Below are 20,538 nucleotides of genomic sequence, written 5' to 3'. Positions count from 1 at the left end.
TCCCCATTGGCACCACGAAAGGAGCCTCATGGTTCTCAAGTATCAGCACCCGTTCGCTCAGATCGACCTCGCCGACGGCTGGGGATCGATGGCCGGCGGACGGCCCCAACCGCACCGCGGGCTGGACTACCAGCCCGGCGCCGGAGCCGCGATCCCGGCGGTCGCAGCGGGCGTCGTCTCCGCCAACCGGTGGAACGCGGCCCTGGGGAACGTCCTGGTCATCGCCCACCCCGACGGCATGTACTCGGGCTACTCGCACCTGGCGGCCGCCTCACCGCATCAGGTCGGCGCGGCGATCGTCCGTGGTGAACCCGTCGGCGTCGTCGGGAACACCGGATCCGCTTCCAGCGGAGCCCATCTGCACCTCACCATCACCTTCACCGCGGACGGCACGTGGAACAACGCCGACATCGGCGTCACCACCGATCCGTATCCGTTCATCAATGCTCGCCTGAACGGCGAGGACCCCGTCCAACCACTCAAGGAGTCAGACATGCCCAAGATCATCAGCGTGCCAGGCGGCACCATCGCACTCGTCACCGAGACGTTCGGCACGATGTACACCTCCACCAGCGGCGGGCAGGGGTTCTCCATCGCCGCCAACACGAAGGCGTACGGCCAGGTCACCGGCCTGACCCAGGACCAGGTCACGACGCTCGTCGCCGAGGCTAACGCCCGAGGCCAGCGCATCGCCGACCTCGTCGCGGCCGCGCGATAACCCACGCCGGCGTGAGGAAGCCCCCGAGCAGACCGTAACTGCTCGGGGGCTTCGTCCATTCTGCACCGTGCACGTCTCGTGCACAGCGCCCAGGCTCGATGCTCAGGCGAACTGCGCGTAGAACGCGTCAGGGTCGTGGGCGAGCGAGGCCTTGACCATGGCACTCCACTCGTCGACGACGACCTCGGAAACGCCGTCCGCGACGCCGTCGAGGCTCGCCCGTGCGACGTCCGCGGGGTCGACCATGGGGCCGTCGTAGCCGGCCATGATGTCGGTGTCGGCGGCCCCGAGGTGGAGCCCCTGCGCCGTGATGCCCTTCGAGGCGAGTTCCAAGCGGACCGCGTTCGTCATGTTCCACTCCGCCGCCTTGGCAGCGGCGTATCCGCCGGAGCCGGGGTGGGCGAACCAGCTCAGGGCGGAGAGCACGTTGACGATCGTCCCTCCGCCGTTCGCCTCGATCACCGGCGCGAACGCACGCACCATGGCGAGGTTGCCCCAGTAGTGCGTGTCCATCTCGCGCCGAGCGTTCGCGAGGTCGTCGGTCAGCATCGAGCCCTGCGTGGCGATCCCGGCGTTGTTGACGAGCAACGTGACGTCGGTCGCGATCTCGGCCGCCGCAGCGACGGACGCCTGATCGGTGATGTCGAGCTGCAGCACCTCCACGCCCGGGATGTCGACGAGTTCCGGGCGCCGCGCGGTCGCGTACACCTTCGAGGCCCCGCGCTCGAGCAGCTGCACGACGAACCTGCGCCCGATGCCCCGATTCGAGCCGGTGACGAGTGCGACGGATCCTGCGATGTCCATGATTCCCTTCCGCGTGTGGGGCGATCCCACAGCAGCCTGGTTAGGCTAAGACCTCACATCAATGTCAGGTGCAAGCCAGGAACGGAAGCTCGATGCGCATCGGAGATCTCGCGGCTCGGACCGGGGTGAGCGTCCGCTCGCTCCGCTACTACGAGGAGCAGGGTTTGCTTGCCGCCACCCGCACGACGAGTGGCCAGCGGACCTATGAACGGGCGGCGGTGGAACGCGTCGAGCTCGTGCAGCAGCTCTTCGCGGCCGGCCTGCCGAGCCGCACCATCGTCCAACTGCTCCCCTGTGTCGATGCGGGAGTCGCGACGCCGGAGTCGCTCGAGCTGCTCCGGACCGAACGCGACCGCATCACCGCGCAGATGGCCGACCTCGAAGCAGCACGCGCCCGCTTGGAAGCGGTCATCGACATCACCCTCCACCCGACGCCGGAGCACTGCCCCGCGCTGCGGGAGGAGCTTCCCGCCGAGCTGGACGCCGCCTGACGCCACTCGGCACGGCTCCGGCAGGGTCGGCCCATCGCGGCTACCATGACCACGTCGGAGGTCGAGGGCTACCGGTCGCTCGCCTTCGCGGCAGCCGAGTCGGGCACGCCTGAGCCCGACTCCCGATCCGGGGGTCAGCGATGAGTGAATCAGCGAAGCAGGGGTCAGCGAAGCAGGGACCAGCGACCGCAACCGAGTCGGTCGCCGCCCAGGCGGCGCGCACCCGGCTCGAGGAGCGCGTGGCGGGCATCGAGTCGATCCTGATCTCGGTCCCGATGCTGCTGCTCGAGATCGCCCTCATCCTCTCGCTGTTCGTCCCCTACGCGAGCCAGACGAAGACGGATGAGGACCCTGAGTCCTTCAACCTGTTCTTCTTCCTTGCGGGATTCGCCGATCGCGACGACGACGGCGACCCGGAGGCCGCCTCGATCCTGTTCGCGAGTGCGTTCCTGATACTCATCGTCGTGATCGTCGGCACGATCTGCACCGCGCCGACCCTCGCGGGCAAGCGGGTCTCGTCGCGAGCGGGAGCGACCGCGGTGACCTTCATCATCGTGCTCATCCTCGGCAACATCGGCGCCTGGATGGTCATGCTGATGGGGGTCTACGCCGACTCGCCCTGGACCATCGGTCCAGCTCTGCCACTGCTCAACCTCGGCACCCTGCTCGCGGCGATGATCGCCTTCATGCCCGGCTACCGTCGCATCTGGGAGCGATGAGGCAGCCCAGTCCCCCGCCGATGCGATCAGCTAGTGCGCCTGGAGGACCGCCCAGGCGATGAGGCTGTCCAGACGACGGACGTCCACGCCCTTCGCGAGTTTGACCTTGATGTGCCCGGCCCGGGTCCAGAGCTCGATCTCGGAGTTCCAGTCGAGCGTTCCGGCGTTCTCCGATGACCACATGTTGATCGAGCTGTACGGCAGGGAGTAGATCTCGACCTTCTTGCCGGAGATGCCCTGCGCATCGCGCACAATCAGGCGCTTGGTCGTGAACACCGCGGAGTCGCGGAACGTCTTGAACGCTGCAACGGCCTGCTCACCCTGCACGAGCAGCTGTGTCACATCGGCGGGGATCGGAATCTCGTTCTGCAGTGTCCAGGCCATGATCGGTGCGCTTTCCATGGCCTGAGTGTGGCAGAGGATGGCGGTGGTGCGGTCGCATCGGGATGGGGACCTCTCCCCATCCGTCATTCACCTCGCAGTCCCGCGCCGTTGACATACTTGCTGCATGCCCGGAACCGACGACACCCGATGAGTGTGCTCGAGGACTATCAGTGGGCCGTGGACGCCGAGCTGCAGAACACCCCATTCACCGTCACCAGCCTCCCCGACGGGTTCCAGGTCGGATACGACCTGGCGGACGCCCGCTGGTGGAACGTCCTCCAGCTGAACGAGGTGTCCGACAGCATCACCTACACCGTGCGGGTCGATGAGCGACGGCGGCGGTTCAGCATCACCGACACGGTCAAGCGGATGAGCTGGTCGGCTGGTGTCTCCGGCTTCGTGCCGCGCCTCTCCTGGTCGTTCTCCTGGCAGTCCGGCCGTGTCCGGTACGGCAGGGTCATCATGCTCGGGACCTCTTCCGGCGGGTTCGAGATCGCGTTCAGCCCCGAGAACGAACGCGCGCGTATCAAGGAGATCGGCGAAGAACTCGGTCTGCGTCCTCGCATGAGCCCCCATGTCAGCATCGGGCTCTGGGCGGCGGCCGGTGGCGTCGCGATCGGCCTGATCGTGCCCGCCATCATCATGCTGAGTCTTTCCCTCACCGGGAACCAATGATGCAGGAGCTTCGAATCGGGACGGTGGCGCACTGGTGATGGCAAGCAAGCGCGCGGCGGGCGACACACGGGGCTTCCTGCACAGCAGGGTGTTCCAGACGGCGGCGATCGTCCTGATGCTGTTGGCCGGTCCGGTGGCCGTGGTCGTCGGCTCCTTCATGATGGCTGCCGACAGCGACCTGTTGCAGAACGGGGAGCGGACGAGTGGGACGGTCACCGAGGTGGATGACGGCAGGCAGGCGTCGGACCACCGGTTCAGGACCGACTACCTGGCACCCGACGGTACGGAGCAGCGCGTCTGGGCGGACTGGCCCCTCGACGGTAAACCCGCCGTCGGCGACGTCGTCACGGTGATCTACCGCGCGGACGACCCCGGCACGGCGGTGCTCGAGGGCTATGACGGACCGGGGACCTCGGTCGTCGGGATCGGTGTCGTGCTGACCGGCGTGAGTCTCCTGATCGGCACCGCGATGCTCGTCGGGGTCTTGCTTCGAGCAGGCCGCGGGCCCGACCCCGAGGAGATCTCGAAGCCGTGACCGTGCGGTGACCGAGGTCGCCGCCCGTCCGAGCATCTCGCCACCGGGTCGACTCGCACAGCTCCTCGCTCTTGACGGACCAGGTCTGCATGCGCCAGGGTCGACATCACGATGTGAGCGATCACAATCCGTGACCCTGATCCCGAGACGATGGAGTTTCCAGGTGAGTCCACAACGCCTATCGACCACGCGACCCCGGCACGGGGCGTCGCTGACCGGCTTCAAGCACTACTCGCAGTCGTGCGCGATTCAGCGATCGCCGCAGCAAAAGAGAAAAGCACCGAAGAAATCTCCGGTGCTTTTCTCTTGAACAGCTGATCTGGTAGCAGGAGAGAGATTCGAACTCTCGACCTCACGATTATGAGTCGTGCGCTCTCACCAACTGAGCTACCCTGCCACGTCTCTCCGTATGCCGGCGAGAGCAGTGACGGAGAGAACGAGCCCCGAGCGGGACTTGAACCCGCGACCTCTTCCTTACCAAGGAAGTGCTCTACCACTGAGCTATCGGAGCGCGAACCAGACCGCTCACGCGGAAATGGCACCAGTAGAGACTAGCATCCCGCGAGGGGTGCTTCGTACACCGGATCGGGATCAGTTCGCGGTGAAGGTGTCCGCGGCGTGGACGATCTTCTGCAGGTACGACGCGGCCCCGTTGTACGAGCCGATCGCCGCGATCCAATCGGCCTCGATGCGGAGGTCCCGGCCACCGTGGCACAGGTAGTGCGCTGCGGCGAGCGCCGCGTCGTCGATCTGTTGCGGGTCCGCGACACCGTCGCCGTTCCCGTCCGCGCCCCACCGCTGCCAGGTCGACGGGATGAACTGCATGGGCCCGACCGCACGATCCCATCTGGCGTCGCCGTCGAAGGCGCCGCGGTCCGTGTCGGTGACGGCGTCGAACTCGGTGCCGGTGAGCGCCGGGCCGACGATGGGTGGAACGGCCCGCCCGGCGTCGTCGAGCGCACCGCCGAAGATCGTGCCGTGGCCGGACTCGACGCTGCCGAGCGCGGCCAGCGTGTTCCAGGCGATCCCGCAGCCCGGCTGCGTCTCCGCGACGGCGAGCGCCGCACCGGCGTAGGCGGCCATCGCCCGCTCGGGGATGCCGAGGCGGAGCGCCGTGGCCGCCGACCAGGCACGGTCCACCCGGTCGGTGACAGCCGCCGGCGCTGTTCCAGCCGAGCCCGCGGCGGGGATGCCCGGTCCCTCGACGGCAGCATGTGGCGCGGTTCCGAGGGTCGAGTCCCGTGCTTCCGCCCGACTGATGAGCTCCGGTCCCCAGACGACCGCCGCCACGATGACGGCGAGACCGACGATCGCGACCGCTCCGCCGGCGACGAGCCATCCCACGCGGATGCTCGACCGCCGGTTCCGGCGTGTCGGTGCGACGGGGCGCCGGGAGCCGTTGCGCGCGCCGGACGGTCGGGACCGCGGCTTCCGCGTCGAGCGGGTGGCGCTGGTCGTGCGTCGTCCGGGCGCAGCGGTCTTGCGTTGTGCGGGCCGACGCGCACCACTCCCCTTCGCCGACGTCCCCACCGGTCCACCGTACCCGCGCGTCGGTCAGCGATGCGCCGCAGGTTCAGTGCTCCTGGGCGGCCTTCGCAGCCTGCTTGGCCTGACGCTTCGCCCGAAGGTCCTTCGCGACGGCGACACCCTTCTTGGCGGCGGCGTTCGCCTTCGTGCTGGCCTGCTTCGCACCCTCGAACTCCGAGGCCAGGACGGCGAGCCCGCCGACGGCGATCAATGCTCCCGGTCCGGGAAGCGGGATCAGGGCCACGCCGAGGGCCACGGTGCCACCGCCGACGACACCGACGCCCGCCCGGTACACCCGGTTCGCGGTCGGATTCCGACGGATGATGCCACGCGTCGTCCGGGCCGCTGATCCGGCGACGCCTGCCGCCTGCGAGGCGACGCGCTTCGCCGTGCTGCGGGCCGAGCCGTCCGATTCCGTGGTCATGTCCCCACTCTAAGCAGGGCGGGCGGGTCGGTGGCCGGGAATCCGGTCCGAATCGACGCGTCTCCCGTGTGACCGAACCGGCGTGAGAGCGGGGTGCCAGCGCGACCGCACCCCTCTGGAGCGCCGCGCTCGCCGCCATGCATCGCACTAGTGTCAGCGCACCGCGCTGGCCAGTCCACGAGCGGCGACGGGCCCCGTGAATGGCCTAGGGTAGCGACATGGACTCCGCCCTCCCGACCACGTCGGCGACCGCAGCTCAGCATGCCTCCCCCGCAGGAGGCTCCACCCCCGGTTCGGAGTGGTGGCGCTCCGCCGTCATCTACCAGATCTACCCGCGATCGTTCGCGGACGCGAACGGCGACGGCCTCGGCGACCTGCCCGGGATCACCTCCCGCCTCGGCGCCCTGCAGGAGCTCGGCGTCGACGCCATCTGGCTGTCCCCCTTCATGACGAGCCCGCAGAAGGACGCCGGCTACGACGTCGCCGACTACTGCGACGTCGACCCCATCTTCGGCACGCTCGCCGACTTCGACGCGATGACCGCCGCTGCGCACGCTGCCGACATCCGCGTCATCGTCGACCTCGTCCCCAACCACTCCTCGAGCGCCCACCGCTGGTTCCAGGAGGCCCTCGCGGCCGGGCCCGGCTCGGCGGAGCGCGCCCGGTACATGTTCCGCGACGGCAAGGGCGAGAACGGCGAGATCGCCCCCAACAACTGGGAGTCCGTCTTCGGCGGTCCGGCCTGGACGCGGGTCACCGAGGCCGACGGCACGCCTGGCCAGTGGTACCTGCACATCTTCGACTCCTCGCAGCCCGACTTCGACTGGACGAACCCGTGGGTCCGCGAGCAGTTCCGCGACATCCTCCGGTTCTGGCTCGACCGCGGCGTCGACGGGTTCCGCGTCGACGTGGCGCACGGCATGATCAAGGCCGACGGCCTGCCCGACTACACCCCACCGGCCGAGGGCGGCAGCATGGGTGGCGCCTCGGCGGGCGTCGCACTCGAACCCGGCATCAGCACCGGGCCCGCCTCGTGGCCGGAGACCGCGCCGTACTGGGGTCAGGACGGCGTGCACGAGATCTACCGCGACTGGCACGAGCTCCTGGAGACGTACGACGGCGACCGTGTGCTGTGCGCCGAGGCCTGGGTCGACCCGCTCGACAAGATGGCCCTGTGGGTGCGCCCCGACGAGATGCAGCAGGCGTTCAACTTCCCATACCTCGAGACCCCGTGGAACGCCGCAGACCTCAAGGCGGTCATCAGCGAGTCGCTGCGGGCGTTCGCGCAGGTCGGCGCTCCGAGCACGTGGGTGCTGTCCAACCACGACGTCGTCCGGCACGCGTCCCGCCTCGCGCTCACGGAGGAGAACCCCCAGGGCTACGGCGTCGGTCCGAACACCCCCGGCCAGCCGGACCGGGCCCTCGGGTTGCAGCGGGCCAGGGCGGCGACCGCCCTCATGCTGAGCCTGCCCGGTGGGGCGTACCTCTACCAGGGCGAGGAGCTCGGGCTCCCCGAGGTCATCGACCTGCCGGATGACGCCCGACAGGACCCGACGTGGTTCCGCACGAACCACGAGCGGTACGGCCGCGACGGCTGCCGCGTGCCGATCCCGTGGGAGGCCGGCCACCCCGCGTACGGCTTCAACACGACCGGTGCGTCCTGGCTGCCGCAGCCCGACGACTGGAACGACTACTCGCGCGACGCACAGGCCGGTATCCCCGGTTCGACGCTGGAGCTGTACCGCACGCTGCTCCGCCTGCGCCGCGAGCACACGCTGGGACTCGGCTCGATCGCCTGGATCGAAGGGGCTCCCGACACCATCCTCGCGCTGACGAACGGTGCGGTCACGGTCGTCGCGAACACCGGTGCCGACGACATCGCCGTGCCCTCGTCGCTCGCGGACTCGGCCGTGCTCGTCGCGAGCGGACCCTTCGACGGCAGGACCATCCACGGCGACACGACGGTCTGGTTCACGACGCCGTCGACCCTGCCCGTCGGCTGAGACACTCCGCCGGCCGGTGCGCCAGCGCGGTGCGCCGACGTGGCCGCGCGCGTTCCGGCGTCGGCGCGGTGCGCTGACGCGAGCGCGCCGGAATCGGCCCCGCCGCGGGGCGTGCGCGTGAGCGCGCCCCACCGGAGGGGCGCGCTCACGCCGTAGACCCGCGCTCGCGTCAGCGCACCGCGCTGGCCCAAGGGCAGGTCAGGTCAGTGGTGCAGGATGGCGACGGAGTGCGCTCCGAGCCGCAGTGACCCCTCCGTCGTGACGACCTCGCCGAAGCTGTCGAGCAGCTCACCGACCCGCTGGGTGAGCTCCACCGGTTCCGTCCCGAAGTTCACCGCGAGCATCGCAGAGCCACGACGCAGGACGAACGAGCCGGTCGCCTCGTCGACGATCGCGGTCGTGTCGGCGAACGCCGGATCGGTGAACGCCGGGACCGTCCGCCGCAGCTCGATCACCCGTCGGTACCAGGTCAGCAGCGTCGCGTGCCGCCCACGGGACCGCTCCGACCAGTCGAGCCCCGACCGACGGTAGGTCTCGGGATCCTGGGGATCCGGCACGTCGGCCTCGTTCCAACCCATCCGGGCGAACTCGGCGATCCGGCCCTTCGCCGTCGCCTCACCGAGCTCGGGCTCCGGGTGCGAGGTGAAGAACTGCCAGGGCGTCGAGGCGGCCCACTCCTCCCCCATGAACAGCATCGGGGTGAACGGTCCGAGCAGCGTGACGGCGGCGGCGATGGCGAGCTGCCCGTCGTCGAGGGTCGCGGCCAGCCGGTCGCCCGTCGCGCGGTTCCCGATCTGGTCGTGGTTCTGGTCGGAGACGACAAGCCGCCAGCTCGGCGTCCGTTCGAGGTCGATGCGGCGGCCGTGGTGGCGCTTGCGGAAGCTCGACCAGGTGCCGTTGTGGAAGAACCCCTCCTCCATGACCTTGCCGAGGGCACCGAGCGGCGCGAAGTCCGCGTAGTAGCCGGACACCTCGCCGGTGAGCGCCACGTGCAGTGCGTGGTGGAAGTCGTCGCTCCACTGCGCGTCGAGACCGTACCCGCCAGCACCGCCGGGGCCCCGGGGCGTGATGAGTTTCGGATCGTTCAGGTCCGATTCCGCGATCAGCGTGAACGGTCGGTCGAGGTCGGCGCTGAGCGCATCCACCGCGGCGTCGAGTTCCTCGAGGAGGTGGATCGCACGGGTGTCGTGCAGGGCGTGTACGGCGTCGAGGCGAAGGCCGTCCACCCCGTACTCCTCGAACCACAGCAGCGCGCTGTCGATGATGTACCGACGCACCTCGTCGGAGTCCGGCCCGTCGAGGTTGAGGCTGTCGCCCCAGGTGTTGCCGGCGCCGTCCGCGAGGTACGGGCCGAAGCGGGGCAGGACATTGCCGGAGGGACCGAGGTGGTTGTACACGACGTCCTGGATGACGGCGAGCCCGCGCTCATGGCACGCGGCGACGAAGCGACGGTAGCCGTCCGGTCCGCCGTAGGCCTCGTGGACAGCCGACCAGAAGACGCCGTCGTAGCCCCAGTTCCAGACACCGTTGAACGCGTTGACCGGCAGGACCTCGACGGCGTCGACGCCCAGCTCGACCAGCTCGTCGAGGCGTTCGATCGCCCCGTCGAAGGTGGCCGCCTCGGTGAAGGTGCCGATGTGGAGTTCGTAGAGCACGGCACCGATGAGGGAGCGACCCCGCCAGCCGGTCCCGTCGCACGGCACGGGGTCGGAAGCGACGACGCGTGACGGGCCGTGGACGCCCTCCGGCTGCCGACGCGAGCGCGGATCGGCGAACGGACCCTCACCGTCGACGAGATAGCGGTAGTCGCTGTCGACGACCGCCGCGCGGGGCTCGGCACCGTCGAGCGCGATCCACCATCCCTCGGCGACGTCGCGGTCCATCGGGTGCTGCTCACCGTCCAGGACGAGGTCGACGCGCTGGGCCTCGGGTGCCCAGACACGGAACCCGTCAGCCGGACTCGTGGTGCTGGTCGTCATCGTGCTCACTCCTCGCTCGCGGCCTCGGCCGCATCGTCAGGCCGCGTCAGGACGGCGACGGGATACTGCTCCAGCAGCGCCGCGAGACGGACCTCGCCGCCCTGCAGCTCACGGCCGGTCAGCACGTCGACGAGCCGGCCCTCCGGCAGGGTGACCGTGGTCGACTTCCATCCACCGTGCTCCGCGAGCCGGAGCGAGAGCCGGGTCGCGACCGTGGTGACGCCACCGCGTGAGAACGCGACGACGTGGTCGGCGGCCGGTCCGTCCGCCCCGATGGGGGTGTACTCGGCGAACCGCGACGGGTGCTCGCGTCGCAGGCGGAGGAGCCGGCTGGTCACGAGGAGCTTCGCGGCTCCGTCGGCGTCGACCGGCGGCAGCCAGCCCTCGTCGAGACGGGCCAGCACCGCGCGACGCTCGGCGTAGTCGACCGGGCGACGGTTGTCGGGGTCCACGAGCGATCGGTCCCAGAGCTCGCTGCCCTGGTACACGTCCGGCACGCCCGGCATCGTGAGCTGGATCGCCTTGGCGACCAGACTGTTCGTCCATCCGGCCGCCTCGACGTCCGCGACGGCGTCGAGCAGCGCGGCGTTCGCACGACGGCTGTCGTACAGTCCGTCGACCGCTGCATGCAGGGCGGCCTCGAACGTCTCGTCCGGTGCGGTCCACGTGGTCGAGTCGCCTGCCTCACGGGCGGCCTTCTCGACGTAGGCGTGCAGTCGCTCGCGCTCGATCGGCCACGCACCGACGGCCGCCTGCCAGACCAGCTGCTCGAGCTGCCGATCGGGGAAGCCGTTCGAGGTGTGGAGGGCGACGGCGTGCTCCGCCCACCGGTCCGCGACCTCACTCAGGGCGTCGATACGGGCGCGGACGTCTTCGCTGCGCTTCGTGTCGTGCGTGCTGAGCGTCGTCATCGAGGACGGCCACTCCGCCTGCCGCCGTGCCTGGCGGTGGTGGAACTCGGCGACACTGATGTCGGTCTCGGCGGGGTCGCCACCGACCTCGGTCAGCGAGGTGAGCGCCGTGTAGCGGTAGAACGCGGTGTCCTCGACGCCCTTCGCCATCACCATGCCCGAGGTCTGCTGGAACCGCGCGGCGAGCGGATCGGTCGAGCTGCGCAGGCGCGGAGCCAGCGCGGCGAAGGCGTCTGCGAGCTCCGGCCGACGGGTCTCCGCCTCGTCGAGCGCGGCGTCCAGGTACTCGTCGCCGAGCGGCAGGTAGGAGCGGTAGACGGGGAACGCGGTCAGGATCTCGGCGAGGGCGTCCACGGCGTCCGGGACCTCGGGCACGAGCCGTGCAAGGCGTCGCACCTCGGAACCGAGGATCCCGTCGGCGATGCCGCGCTTCGTGGTGTGCACGAGGTCGTCCCAGGCGTCGCGCGTCAGCTCGACCCCCGCGAGTTGACCGAGTGTCGGCAGGCCGTCCGGGTCGACGAGCACCCGGTCGACGTCGCCCAAGGCGTCGTAGCCGGTGGTGCCGAGCGTGGCCCACTCGGCCGGCAGGTCCTCTTCGCCCTCGAGGATCTTCTCCACCCAGATGGGTGCTCCGCCGATGCGCTCGGACAGTCGGTCGAGGTAGGCACCGGGGTCGAGGAGCCCGTCCGGGTGGTCCACGCGGATCCCGTCGGCGAGGCCGTCGTCGAACCAACGACCGATCTCGACGTGCGAGCCGTCGAAGACCGCCGGGTCCTCGACCCGGATCGCTGCGAGCGTGTTGACGGCGAAGAACCGCCGGTAGTTCAGCTCACTGTCGGCGCGGCGCCAGTTGACGAGTTCGTAGTGCTGCCGGTCGTGCACCTCGCGCGGGCTCGCGTCGTCGTCGGCCGTCCCGGGGGCGATCGGCAGTCGGTGGTCGAAGTAGCGGAGCTCGCCGTCGACGATCTCGAGGTCGTCCAGCGCACTTCGGCCGTCCTCGTCGTCCCCGAGGATCGGCACCCGGATCCGACCGTCGCCGGCCTCCCAGTCGACGTCGAACGCGGCCGCGTGCTCTGCGTCCCGACCGTGCTGGAGCAGGTCCCACCACCAGGCGTTCTCCACCGGTGTCGCGACGCCCATGTGGTTCGGGACGGTATCGATGAGGACGCCGAGGCCGGCCGCGTGGGCTGCTTCGGCGAGCGCCGTGAGCCCGTCGGCACCGCCGCGCTCCGGGTCGACCTCGGTGTGGTCGACGACGTCGTAGCCATGGGTGGATCCGGGTTCCGCGCGGAGGAGCGGCGACAGGTAGACCCAATCTGCACCGAGGGCCTGGAGGTAGTCGACGAGCGCCGCGGCGTCCTGGAGTCGGAAGTCCGCGGTCAGCTGGAGACGGTAGGTCGAGACGGGCACGGTGGAACGCTGTGGGCCGCCGCCGGACACGGTGGTCATGATGCGACCCCCGATCGCAGGAGGGTGAAGGAGGTCCCCTGCACGATCACCGTCGTCGACCCCTCGGCGAGCATCTGCTCCGGGTCACTCGATTCGACGAGCGCCCATGGCAGGCCGGGAGCCTTCGGCAGGCTGAACTCCACGCCGTTCTCGGCCGCGTTGAGCAGCAGGGCGAACGACGCCGATCCGGCGTGACGGAACACGAAGGTGATCGAGCGGGCGTCCGGGTTGTCCCAGTCCTCGTCGGCGAAGGGCTCGTCGTCGGACCGGGTGATGAAGACCCGGTCGTCTGCTTTGGAGCCCGGACCCTGGCGGAACCAGTCGGGTCGCAGGGCCGGCTCGGCGAGGCGCAGAGCGATCAGGCGCTTGGTGAAGCCGAGGAGGTCGTGGTCGGCGTGCTCCCAGTCGAACCACGACACCTCGTTGTCCTGGCAGTAGGCGTTGTTGTTGCCGCCCTGGGTGCGGGCGATCTCGTCGCCGCCGAGGATCATCGGGACACCGGCCGACAGCAGGACCGTCGCGAGGAAGTTGCGACGCTGACGGTCGCGGCGCGCGTTCACGGCGGGGTCGTCCGTCGGACCCTCCGCACCGTTGTTGCTGGAGCGGTTGTCGCTCTCGCCGTCGTTGTTGTCCTCGCCGTTCGCCGCGTTGTGCTTCGTCGAGTACGCCGTGAGGTCGGCGAGGGTGAAGCCGTCGTGCGCGGTGACGAAGTTGACGCTGGACAGCGGCGAGCGTCGGGACGCCTCGTAGACGTCGGGGCTGCCGAGGACGCGCTGCGACATGGTGCCGAGCACGCTGTCGGCGCCGTTCCAGAAGTCGCGCACGTCGTCGCGGAACTTCCCGTTCCACTCGGACCAGCTCGCGGGGAAGCCACCGACCTGGTAGCCGGCGGTGTCCCACGGCTCGGCGATCATCTTGATCGGGGCGAGCACCGGGTCCTGCTCGATGAGCGAGAGGAACGCACTGTGGATCTCGGCGGAACCGTCCTGGCGGGTCAGCGTCGTCGCCAGGTCGAAGCGGAAGCCGTCGACGTGCATCTCGGTCACCCAGTAGCGCAGGGAGTCCATGATGAGGCCGAGCGCCGCCGGGTGGCCGACGTTGACGCTGTTGCCCGTGCCCGTGGTGTCGAAGTAGTGCTCGCGGTCCTCGTCGACGAGACGGTAGTAGGCCGCGTTGTCGATGCCCTTGAACGACAGGGTCGGGCCCATGTGGTTGCCCTCGGCCGTGTGGTTGTAGACGACGTCGAGGATGACCTCGAGGCCGGCGGCGTGCATCGCCTTGACCATGGCCTTGAACTCGTCGACCTGCCCACCGGTGTCGCCGGCGGCCGCGTACTCGCCGTGCGGGGCGAAGAAGCCGATGGAGTTGTAGCCCCAGTAGTTGCGGAGGCCCTTCTCCTCGAGGTGGCTGTCCTGCACGAACTGGTGCACCGGGAGGAGTTCGACCGCGGTCACGCCGAGGTCGGTGAGGTAGCGGATGGCCGCCGGGTGGGCGAGGCCGGCGTAGGTGCCGCGGATCTCCTCGGGCACCTCGGCGAGCTGCTTGGTGAAGCCCTTCACGTGGACCTCGTAGACGATCGTCTCGGCGAGCGGGACACGCGGGGCGACGTCCTGGCCGTCGGCGTCCCAGTCGAACGAGGAGGGGTCGGTGACCACACCGAGCGCGACGTGGCCCGCGGAGTCGGTGTCGTCCATCGTCTCCGGAGCGTCGAGGCGGTGGCTGAACTGCGCCTGGCCGAGGTCGTAGCGCCCCGTGACCGCCGTCGCGTGCGGGTCGAGCAGCACCTTCGCCGGGTTGTGGCGGAGACCGTTCGCCGGGTCCCAGGGGCCGTCGACGCGGATGCCGTACCGCGTCCCGGGGACGAGGCCCTCCACCAGTCCGTGGAACACGTGTCCGGTGCGCTGTTCGAGGCGCGTCTGCTGCTCCTCCCCGCCCTCGGGGAAGATGCACACGGTGACGGCGTCGGCGGTCTCCGAGTAGATGGCGACGTTCGCACCATCGCCCCGAAGGGTGACGCCGAGCGGATAGGGGGTCGAGAGCGTCATGGCGCCCTTTCACTCGAAGGGATCGATCGTTGTTGAGACGGTACACCGGCCGGATGACTTCCCCGGTTCCGGACGAAACGTGGTAATGGGCCGATCAGAACGCGAAGATGCCGATCGCGACACCGATGGCGAGCCCCGCAGCGGCCGTCGCGGCGGCGAGGAGTAACGCGATCCGCGGGTCGACGCCCTGGTCGACGACGAGACCGAGCCGTGCACGCACCCGACGGACCCGGCGCACGCGCGACTCCGACCAGATCTCGCGCAGGCTGGCTGCGACCTCGTGGGCGGCGGGTCGGTCCTCCGGCTTGCGGGCGGTCATCGACCGCAGCAGCGGGTGCCAGGCGGCGGGGAGCTCGGGCGGGATCACCGGGTCACGGTGCAGGCGTGCGATGGCGGCCTCGACGAGACCGCCGTCGAACTCCCGGCGCCCGGTGACGGCCTCGAGCAGGACGAGTCCGAGCGAGTAGATGTCCGTCTCGGTGCCGACGGTGTCGCCGAGCGCCTGCTCGGGCGAGAGGTAGGACGCCGTGCCGGAGATGGCCTCGGTGTTCGTGAGGCGCGACCCGCCCACGAAGTGCGCGATCCCGAAGTCGGACAGCTTCACGAGGTTCGCGTGGCCGAACGCGGCGATGTCGCTGAAGAGCATGTTGTCGGGCTTGATGTCGCGGTGCACGATCGACCGCGTGTGGATGAAGGACAGCGCGTCGGCGACCTGCGCACCGAGGGCGGCTGCGTCACGCGGGAGCATCGGGCCGGCCTGCAGCTTGTCGGTGAGCGTGGCGCCCGGGATGTACTCCATGACGAGGAACCGGTGCTCGACGCCGCGGTGGACGACGGAACCGGAGTCGTAGAGCTCGACGAGGCCCGGGTGGCGGAGTTCCCCGAGCAGACGGATCTCCCGCTCCTGACGCAGCCGGTCGTTCGCGGTCGCGGCCTCGTCGCGGAAGAGCTTCACGGCGACGGGGCGCGAGAGCAGCTCGTCGCGTGCGCGGTAGACGTTGGCGGACCCGCCGGAGCCGAGCTGCTCACCGATGCTGTAACGCCCGTTCGACAGGCTGACGCCGGTGACGACCGTCTCGGTGTGCTCGGTGAACATCGCAGCTGGATCGGTGATCGATCCGGCGTGTGCCGGCGGTCGGTGCAGGGAGTCGCTCACGGCCGCCCCCTTCACGGTGCAGTCGATGTTGGCCGCGCCACCGTGTTCTCGGCAGGCTGTTCCAGCAACCACGTTACAAGGCGTTCGTCGTTCAGGCGGATTCGTGTCGGAGTGTTGAGAACGGCTAGCGCACCTGGTAGGCGTCTGCAAGACCCCGATGCTCCCTTGCGGGCCCCGAACCGCGACGAGGACCATGGAGAGGGCCGGGGAACCCGGGCCGAGTCGTCTGCTGCGAGGAGCACCCATGTCCACTGTCGCTGAAACCGTCGTCGCCACTCTCCAGGCCAGCGGTGTACAACGCGTCTACGGCCTCCCCGGCGACTCCCTGAACGGCTTCACCGATGCCCTCCGCTCCTCCGGCGGCATCGACTGGGTGCACGTGCGCCACGAGGAGGCGGCCGCCTTCGCCGCGGCGGCGGAAGCGGAGCTGACCGGCGAGCTGGCGGTCGTCGCGGCGAGCTGCGGCCCCGGCAACCTGCACCTCATCAACGGCCTCTTCGACGCGAACCGCTCACGGGTACCGGTGCTCGCGATCGCCGCCCACATCCCGAGCTCCGAGATCGGGACCACCTACTTCCAGGAGACCCACCCGCAGGAGCTGTTCCGTGAGTGCAGCGTCTACGTGGAACTCGTCTCCCAGCCGGAGCAACTGCCGCGGGTGCTCGAGATCGCGATGCGCACCGCGGTCGAGCGCCGCGGCGTGGCCGTCGTGGTCGTCCCGGGCGACGTCATGCTCCAGCACGCGGTCTCGGAGCACGTCGCCGCCATCCGGGCGACGCGACCCCGGATCCTGCCGTCGGAGCACGAACTCGACGAGGCCGCTCAATTGCTCAACGGCGGCAAGCGGGTCACCATCCTTGCCGGAGCCGGAGTCGCCGGAGCGCACGAGCAGCTCATCGCGACCGCGGACGCGCTCGGCGCCCCCATCGTCCACGCCCTGCGCGGCAAGGAGCACGTCGAGTACGACAACCCGTTCGACGTCGGCATGACCGGCCTCCTCGGGTTCGCCAGCGGCTACCACGCCATGCTCTCGTGCGACGTCCTCCTCATGCTGGGCACCGACTTCCCCTATCCGCAGTTCTTCCCCGAGCACGCGACCGTCATCCAGGTCGACATCCGCGGTGAGCAGATCGGCCGGCGTCACCCGGTCGACCTGCCGCTCGTCGGGACCGTCCGGGACACGCTCGAGGCGCTGCTGCCGAAGCTCGAGCGCAAGACGCACCGCAAGCACCTGGAGGAGTCGCTCAAGCACTACCGCAGCTCGCGGAAGGGCCTCGACGACCTCGCGACCGCGGACCACGACGGCCAGGCGATCCACCCGCAGTACCTCGCGAAGGTCGTCGACCAGCTGGCGACGGACGACGCCGTGTTCATCCCCGACGTCGGCTCCCCTGTCGTCTGGGCGTCGCGCTACCTCACCATGAACGGGCGGCGCCGACTCATCGGCTCGTTCAGCCACGGCAGCATGGCGAACGCCGTCTCCCACGGTCTCGGAGCCCAGGCGTCCCACCCCGGCCGCCAGGTCATCGCGCTCGCGGGCGACGGCGGACTCACCATGCTGCTCGGCGAACTCATCTCGCTCACCCAGAACAAGCTGCCCGTGAAGATCATCGTCATCAACAACTCCTCGCTCAACTTCGTGGAGCTGGAGATGAAGGCCGCCGGGTTCGTCAACTTCGGCACCGACCTTGTGAACCCCGACTTCTCGCGTGTGGCGGAGGGCATGGGGATCCACGGCGAACGCGTCGAGCGGGCGAGCGAGTTGGAGGGCGCCATCCGTCGGGCCTTCGATCACGACGGTCCGGCGCTCGTCGACGTCGTGACCGCCAGGCAGGAACTGTCGATCCCGCCGACGATCACCGCCGAGCAGATGAAGGGGTTCACCCTGTACGCGCTCCGGACGGTCATGTCGGGCCGCGGCGACGAACTGCTCGACCTCGCGAACACGAACCTGCTGCGCCGCATCCTGCCCGGTCACTGAGCGACGGCCGGATTCCCCCGCGGTATCCAGGGACCGCCGGGTAGACTCGTCTACCGTGTCCAGACTTCTCGTTACCGGCGGCGCCGGATTCATCGGCTCGAACTTCGTCCACTACGTCCTGAACAACACCGATCACTCGGTGACCGTCCTCGACAAGATGACCTACGCGGGCAACCGCGCCTCACTCGACGGCCTCCCGGCCGATCGTTTCGAGCTCGTCGTCGGCGACATCCAGGACGCGACGCTCGTCGACGAGCTCTTCGCCCGTCACGACGCCGTCGTGCACTACGCGGCGGAGTCGCACAACGACAACTCCCTGCATGACCCGCGCCCGTTCCTCGACACGAACATCATCGGCACGTACACGCTGCTCGAGGCGGCTCGCAAGCACGGCACCCGGTTCCACCACATCTCGACCGACGAGGTCTACGGCGACCTCGAGCTCGACGACCCGGAGCGTTTCACCGAGCAGACGCCGTACAACCCGTCGAGCCCGTACTCCTCCACGAAGGCCGGCAGCGACCTCCTCGTCCGCGCGTGGGTGCGGTCCTTCGGCGTCAAGGCGACGATCTCGAACTGCTCCAACAACTACGGTCCGTACCAGCACGTGGAGAAGTTCATCCCGCGCCAGATCACGAACGTGCTCGGCGGCGAGCGCCCGAAGCTGTACGGCACGGGCGAGAACGTGCGCGACTGGATCCACGCGAACGACCACTCGTCCGCCGTCCTCACGATCCTCGACAAGGGGGTCATCGGCGAGACGTACCTCATCGGTGCCGATGGCGAGAAGAACAACAAGGACGTCGTCGAGCTCATCCTCACCCAGCTCGGTCAGCCGGCGGACGCCTACGACCATGTGAACGACCGTCCCGGCCATGACCTCCGCTACGCGATCGACTCGTCGAAGCTGCGCACGGAGCTCGGCTGGACCCCAGCGTTCAGCGACTTCGAGGCCGGCCTCGCCGACACGATCGCCTGGTACCGCGACAACGAGTCGTGGTGGAAGCCGCAGAAGGCCGCCACCGAGGCGAAGTACCAGGAGCAGGGTCAGTAGCCCTCAGACACCGTCACGAAGGCCCGTCCGGCATCAGCCGGGCGGGCCTTCGCCGTTCCGTGCCCCGGCCCCCGAGCCCCGACACCGGCCCCTGAGCCCCGACACCGGTCCCTGAGCCACAACACCGGTCCCTGAGCCTGTCGAAGGGCACCCGCCCTCGGGGTGAAACACGACTGCCCCGCCCGGAGTCGGGCGAGGCAGTCAATTCATTGGGTTCCGTGGCGTCAGTTGACGTTCGCGTAGAGCCACTCGAGCGGGTCGACCCAGGTGACGCCGTCGAGTCGGATCTCGAAGTGGAGGTGCGGGCCGGTGGACATGCCCGTGCTGCCGGTGAGGCCGAGGATGGTGCCGACCTTGATCGCCTGCCCCTCGACGACGCGGACCGAGCCGTGCTGCATGTGCGCGTAGACGCTCGAGACGAGGCGGCCGTTGATGGTGTGGTCGACGATGACGTTGACGCCGAGCGAGCCTTCGCCGTCTTCGACGTGGCGGACGACGCCGTCGGCGATGACTTGGATGGGCGCACCGTTGCCGGGGTTGAAGTCCTGGCCGTGGTGGTCGCTCGAGCAGCCGGCGCAGTCGCGGGCACCGAAGCGGTCACCGATGGTGACACCGACCGCGAACGGCCACTGGATGGTCCCGTTCGGGTTGTTCGTGAAGGTGTTCGCGGGGCGGATGCCCATCGCGGCGGCGGCTTCCTCGACGGTGCTCGTCGTGTAGTCGTCGCGGGTGAAGGTCAGCTCAGCCGATCCCTCGCTGTCGAGCGACTGCGACGCCTGGTTGCTCAGCCCGTTGCCGTCGCCGAGCTCGGCCTGCGAGGCCTCGGCCACCGACGTCGCGACGTCTTCAGCGGTGAGCAGCGCGTTGGCGGGCACCGAGGTGGCCACGGCCATGAGGGCGACGAAGCCCATCGCGGCACCCGCGAAGATCTTGGTGGTGATGCGACGCTTGCGCGCGATGGTCGTCGGGCGGGGCGACGCCGGTGCGGCGGACGGACGGGACGATGCGCGGGGCTTCGAGGCCGGCTTCGGTGCAGCTGCGCGGCGTGCACGGGGAGCGTCGACGGTGGAGGCGTCGACCGTCACCGTGATGGACTCGGTGGCCTGAGCGGTGTCGGAAGCCACGGCCGGTTCGGCGATGAGCGGCTCTACCTCGACCGGCGCGATGTCGGCGACGTCCGTGACGTGCACGGCGTCGATCGCCTCGGCGATCATCTGGTCGACCGGGTCGATGGCCGCGGCCGTCTCCTCCTGGTCGGCGCTGGCCTCATGCGTCGGCTCCTGCAGCACGGACTCCTGGTGCTCCAGGGCGGCCGCCGCCTGACGCTCGCGTTCGCGCAGTTCACGGCGGCTGAGCGGCGGCGTCTGCACGGGTGCAGCGCTGTTCTCGACAGACGTGTTCTGCGGGTCCTGAGGGTCGGGAAGCACAGGGGTGTCCTCAGGGCTTGCATGGCGTGACAAGGGGGCGGGGGCCTTTCAATGGGCTAGCAGGAAGATCTCGACGTCCGTCCGCGCGGGGGAACGCGAAGGTAACGAATGCATAAATGCTAGCAACGGGAGGCTGAAAAAGCCATGGCAGTGATCGGTTTTATCCGATAAAGGCCTGGTCAGAGGCCATATGAGAGTTCTCTTATGAACGAGTCGCCCCCGGAGCGTTACCGCGAGCGGCGGTGGCGCGCATGGA

17 protein-coding genes and 2 tRNA genes are annotated in these 20,538 nt (G+C 69.4%); 8 read left to right on the top strand and 11 right to left on the bottom strand.

From position 1 onward, the window contains the following. Positions 1–28 precede the first annotated feature (28 nt). Entirely contained in the window at positions 29–718 is a 690-nt protein-coding gene (locus ACQG07_RS05970; protein WP_426737737.1) for a M23 family metallopeptidase, read from the top strand. A gap of 102 nt (positions 719–820) precedes the next feature. Here the strand turns inward: ACQG07_RS05970 and ACQG07_RS05965 are convergent, their stop codons facing one another. Continuing rightward, complete coding sequence (locus ACQG07_RS05965) at positions 821–1,522, bottom strand: SDR family oxidoreductase (protein WP_426737736.1); 702 nt, start codon at positions 1,520–1,522, stop codon at positions 821–823. Between the two features lie 92 nt (positions 1,523–1,614). Between ACQG07_RS05965 and ACQG07_RS05960 the strand changes: the two genes are divergently transcribed. Together ACQG07_RS05960 and ACQG07_RS05955 are read left to right on the top strand one after the other, a co-directional pair. Next, positions 1,615–2,013 (top strand): MerR family transcriptional regulator, encoded by a 399-nt coding sequence (locus ACQG07_RS05960; protein WP_426737735.1) that lies wholly within the window; start codon positions 1,615–1,617, stop codon positions 2,011–2,013. Positions 2,014–2,153: 140 nt separating this feature from the next. After that, positions 2,154–2,732, top strand: a complete 579-nt coding sequence (locus ACQG07_RS05955) for a hypothetical protein (protein ID WP_137243917.1) — start codon at positions 2,154–2,156, stop codon at positions 2,730–2,732. 30 nt (positions 2,733–2,762) lie between these two features. On the opposite strand, the gene ACQG07_RS05950 is transcribed toward ACQG07_RS05955, so the two are convergent. After that, complete coding sequence (locus tag ACQG07_RS05950; protein ID WP_056014031.1) at positions 2,763–3,134, bottom strand: PH domain-containing protein; 372 nt, start codon at positions 3,132–3,134, stop codon at positions 2,763–2,765. A gap of 129 nt (positions 3,135–3,263) precedes the next feature. Between ACQG07_RS05950 and ACQG07_RS05945 the strand changes: the two genes are divergently transcribed. Together ACQG07_RS05945 and ACQG07_RS05940 are read left to right on the top strand one after the other, a co-directional pair. After that, entirely contained in the window at positions 3,264–3,791 is a 528-nt protein-coding gene (locus ACQG07_RS05945) for a hypothetical protein (RefSeq protein WP_426737734.1), read from the top strand. Between the two features lie 37 nt (positions 3,792–3,828). Next, positions 3,829–4,326: a DUF3592 domain-containing protein gene (locus tag ACQG07_RS05940; protein WP_426737733.1), complete on the top strand. Its 498-nt coding sequence runs from the start codon at positions 3,829–3,831 to the stop codon at positions 4,324–4,326. A gap of 320 nt (positions 4,327–4,646) precedes the next feature. Here the strand turns inward: ACQG07_RS05940 and ACQG07_RS05935 are convergent. The 4 genes from ACQG07_RS05935 to ACQG07_RS05920 all read right to left on the bottom strand — a co-directional run bounded on the left by ACQG07_RS05935 (position 4,647) and on the right by ACQG07_RS05920 (position 6,277). Next, a tRNA-Met gene (locus ACQG07_RS05935) sits at positions 4,647–4,723 on the bottom strand. A gap of 42 nt (positions 4,724–4,765) precedes the next feature. Further along, positions 4,766–4,837 (bottom strand) — tRNA-Thr (locus tag ACQG07_RS05930). A gap of 80 nt (positions 4,838–4,917) precedes the next feature. Then, positions 4,918–5,670, bottom strand: coding sequence for a lytic transglycosylase domain-containing protein (locus ACQG07_RS05925; protein ID WP_426737732.1), 753 nt, complete (start codon positions 5,668–5,670; stop codon positions 4,918–4,920). A gap of 229 nt (positions 5,671–5,899) precedes the next feature. After that, positions 5,900–6,277 (bottom strand): PGPGW domain-containing protein, encoded by a 378-nt coding sequence (locus tag ACQG07_RS05920; RefSeq protein ID WP_426737731.1) that lies wholly within the window; start codon positions 6,275–6,277, stop codon positions 5,900–5,902. 218 nt (positions 6,278–6,495) lie between these two features. Here ACQG07_RS05920 and ACQG07_RS05915 point away from each other — a divergent pair, with 218 nt between their 5' ends. Continuing rightward, complete coding sequence (locus ACQG07_RS05915) at positions 6,496–8,280, top strand: glycoside hydrolase family 13 protein (RefSeq protein WP_426737730.1); 1,785 nt, start codon at positions 6,496–6,498, stop codon at positions 8,278–8,280. Positions 8,281–8,483: 203 nt separating this feature from the next. On the opposite strand, the gene treZ is transcribed toward ACQG07_RS05915, so the two are convergent. The 4 genes from treZ to ACQG07_RS05895 form a co-directional block, all read right to left on the bottom strand. Further along, complete coding sequence (gene treZ, locus ACQG07_RS05910) at positions 8,484–10,259, bottom strand: malto-oligosyltrehalose trehalohydrolase (protein ID WP_426737729.1); 1,776 nt, start codon at positions 10,257–10,259, stop codon at positions 8,484–8,486. Positions 10,260–10,264: 5 nt separating this feature from the next. Beyond that, complete coding sequence (gene treY, locus ACQG07_RS05905) at positions 10,265–12,619, bottom strand: malto-oligosyltrehalose synthase (RefSeq protein ID WP_426737728.1); 2,355 nt, start codon at positions 12,617–12,619, stop codon at positions 10,265–10,267. Beyond that, complete coding sequence (gene glgX, locus ACQG07_RS05900) at positions 12,616–14,664, bottom strand: glycogen debranching protein GlgX (protein WP_426737727.1); 2,049 nt, start codon at positions 14,662–14,664, stop codon at positions 12,616–12,618. The genes treY and glgX overlap by 4 nt, the downstream gene beginning before the upstream one ends. A gap of 94 nt (positions 14,665–14,758) precedes the next feature. Next, a complete protein-coding gene (locus ACQG07_RS05895) occupies positions 14,759–15,820 on the bottom strand; it encodes a serine/threonine-protein kinase (RefSeq protein WP_159453425.1) in 1,062 nt (353 codons plus the stop codon). Positions 15,821–16,064: 244 nt separating this feature from the next. Between ACQG07_RS05895 and poxB the strand changes: the two genes are divergently transcribed. Next, positions 16,065–17,801, top strand: a complete 1,737-nt coding sequence (gene poxB / locus ACQG07_RS05890) for a ubiquinone-dependent pyruvate dehydrogenase (RefSeq protein WP_192019037.1) — start codon at positions 16,065–16,067, stop codon at positions 17,799–17,801. 55 nt (positions 17,802–17,856) lie between these two features. After that, on the top strand, positions 17,857–18,855 hold the full coding sequence (gene rfbB / locus ACQG07_RS05885; RefSeq protein ID WP_071258697.1) for a dTDP-glucose 4,6-dehydratase: 999 nt from the start codon (positions 17,857–17,859) through the stop codon (positions 18,853–18,855). Between the two features lie 224 nt (positions 18,856–19,079). Here the strand turns inward: rfbB and ACQG07_RS05880 are convergent, their stop codons facing one another. Further along, entirely contained in the window at positions 19,080–20,282 is a 1,203-nt protein-coding gene (locus ACQG07_RS05880) for a peptidoglycan DD-metalloendopeptidase family protein (protein ID WP_426737726.1), read from the bottom strand. Positions 20,283–20,538 lie beyond the last annotated feature (256 nt).

Source organism: Plantibacter sp. 2H11-2 (assembly GCF_050031945.1).
In the GTDB taxonomy this organism is placed as follows: Bacteria; Actinomycetota; Actinomycetes; order Actinomycetales; family Microbacteriaceae; genus Plantibacter; species Plantibacter auratus.
The sequence above is the reverse complement of the archived record's forward strand: the minus strand, read 5'-3'. Positions and strand labels throughout refer to the sequence as shown.

What these genes read in the sequence shown, in the direction of transcription:
- ACQG07_RS05970 (WP_426737737.1), top strand. Translation starts at nt 29, where the DNA reads ATGGTTCTCAAGTATCAGCACCCGTTCGCTCAGATCGACCTCGCCGAC.
- ACQG07_RS05965 (WP_426737736.1), bottom strand. Translation starts at nt 1,522, where the DNA reads ATGGACATCGCAGGATCCGTCGCACTCGTCACCGGCTCGAATCGGGGC.
- ACQG07_RS05960 (WP_426737735.1), top strand. Translation starts at nt 1,615, where the DNA reads ATGCGCATCGGAGATCTCGCGGCTCGGACCGGGGTGAGCGTCCGCTCG.
- ACQG07_RS05955 (WP_137243917.1), top strand. Translation starts at nt 2,154, where the DNA reads ATGAGTGAATCAGCGAAGCAGGGGTCAGCGAAGCAGGGACCAGCGACC.
- ACQG07_RS05950 (WP_056014031.1), bottom strand. Translation starts at nt 3,134, where the DNA reads ATGGAAAGCGCACCGATCATGGCCTGGACACTGCAGAACGAGATTCCG.
- ACQG07_RS05945 (WP_426737734.1), top strand. Translation starts at nt 3,264, where the DNA reads ATGAGTGTGCTCGAGGACTATCAGTGGGCCGTGGACGCCGAGCTGCAG.
- ACQG07_RS05940 (WP_426737733.1), top strand. Translation starts at nt 3,829, where the DNA reads ATGGCAAGCAAGCGCGCGGCGGGCGACACACGGGGCTTCCTGCACAGC.
- ACQG07_RS05920 (WP_426737731.1), bottom strand. Translation starts at nt 6,277, where the DNA reads ATGACCACGGAATCGGACGGCTCGGCCCGCAGCACGGCGAAGCGCGTC.
- ACQG07_RS05915 (WP_426737730.1), top strand. Translation starts at nt 6,496, where the DNA reads ATGGACTCCGCCCTCCCGACCACGTCGGCGACCGCAGCTCAGCATGCC.
- treZ (WP_426737729.1), bottom strand. Translation starts at nt 10,259, where the DNA reads ATGACGACCAGCACCACGAGTCCGGCTGACGGGTTCCGTGTCTGGGCA.
- treY (WP_426737728.1), bottom strand. Translation starts at nt 12,619, where the DNA reads ATGACCACCGTGTCCGGCGGCGGCCCACAGCGTTCCACCGTGCCCGTC.
- glgX (WP_426737727.1), bottom strand. Translation starts at nt 14,664, where the DNA reads ATGACGCTCTCGACCCCCTATCCGCTCGGCGTCACCCTTCGGGGCGAT.
- poxB (WP_192019037.1), top strand. Translation starts at nt 16,065, where the DNA reads ATGTCCACTGTCGCTGAAACCGTCGTCGCCACTCTCCAGGCCAGCGGT.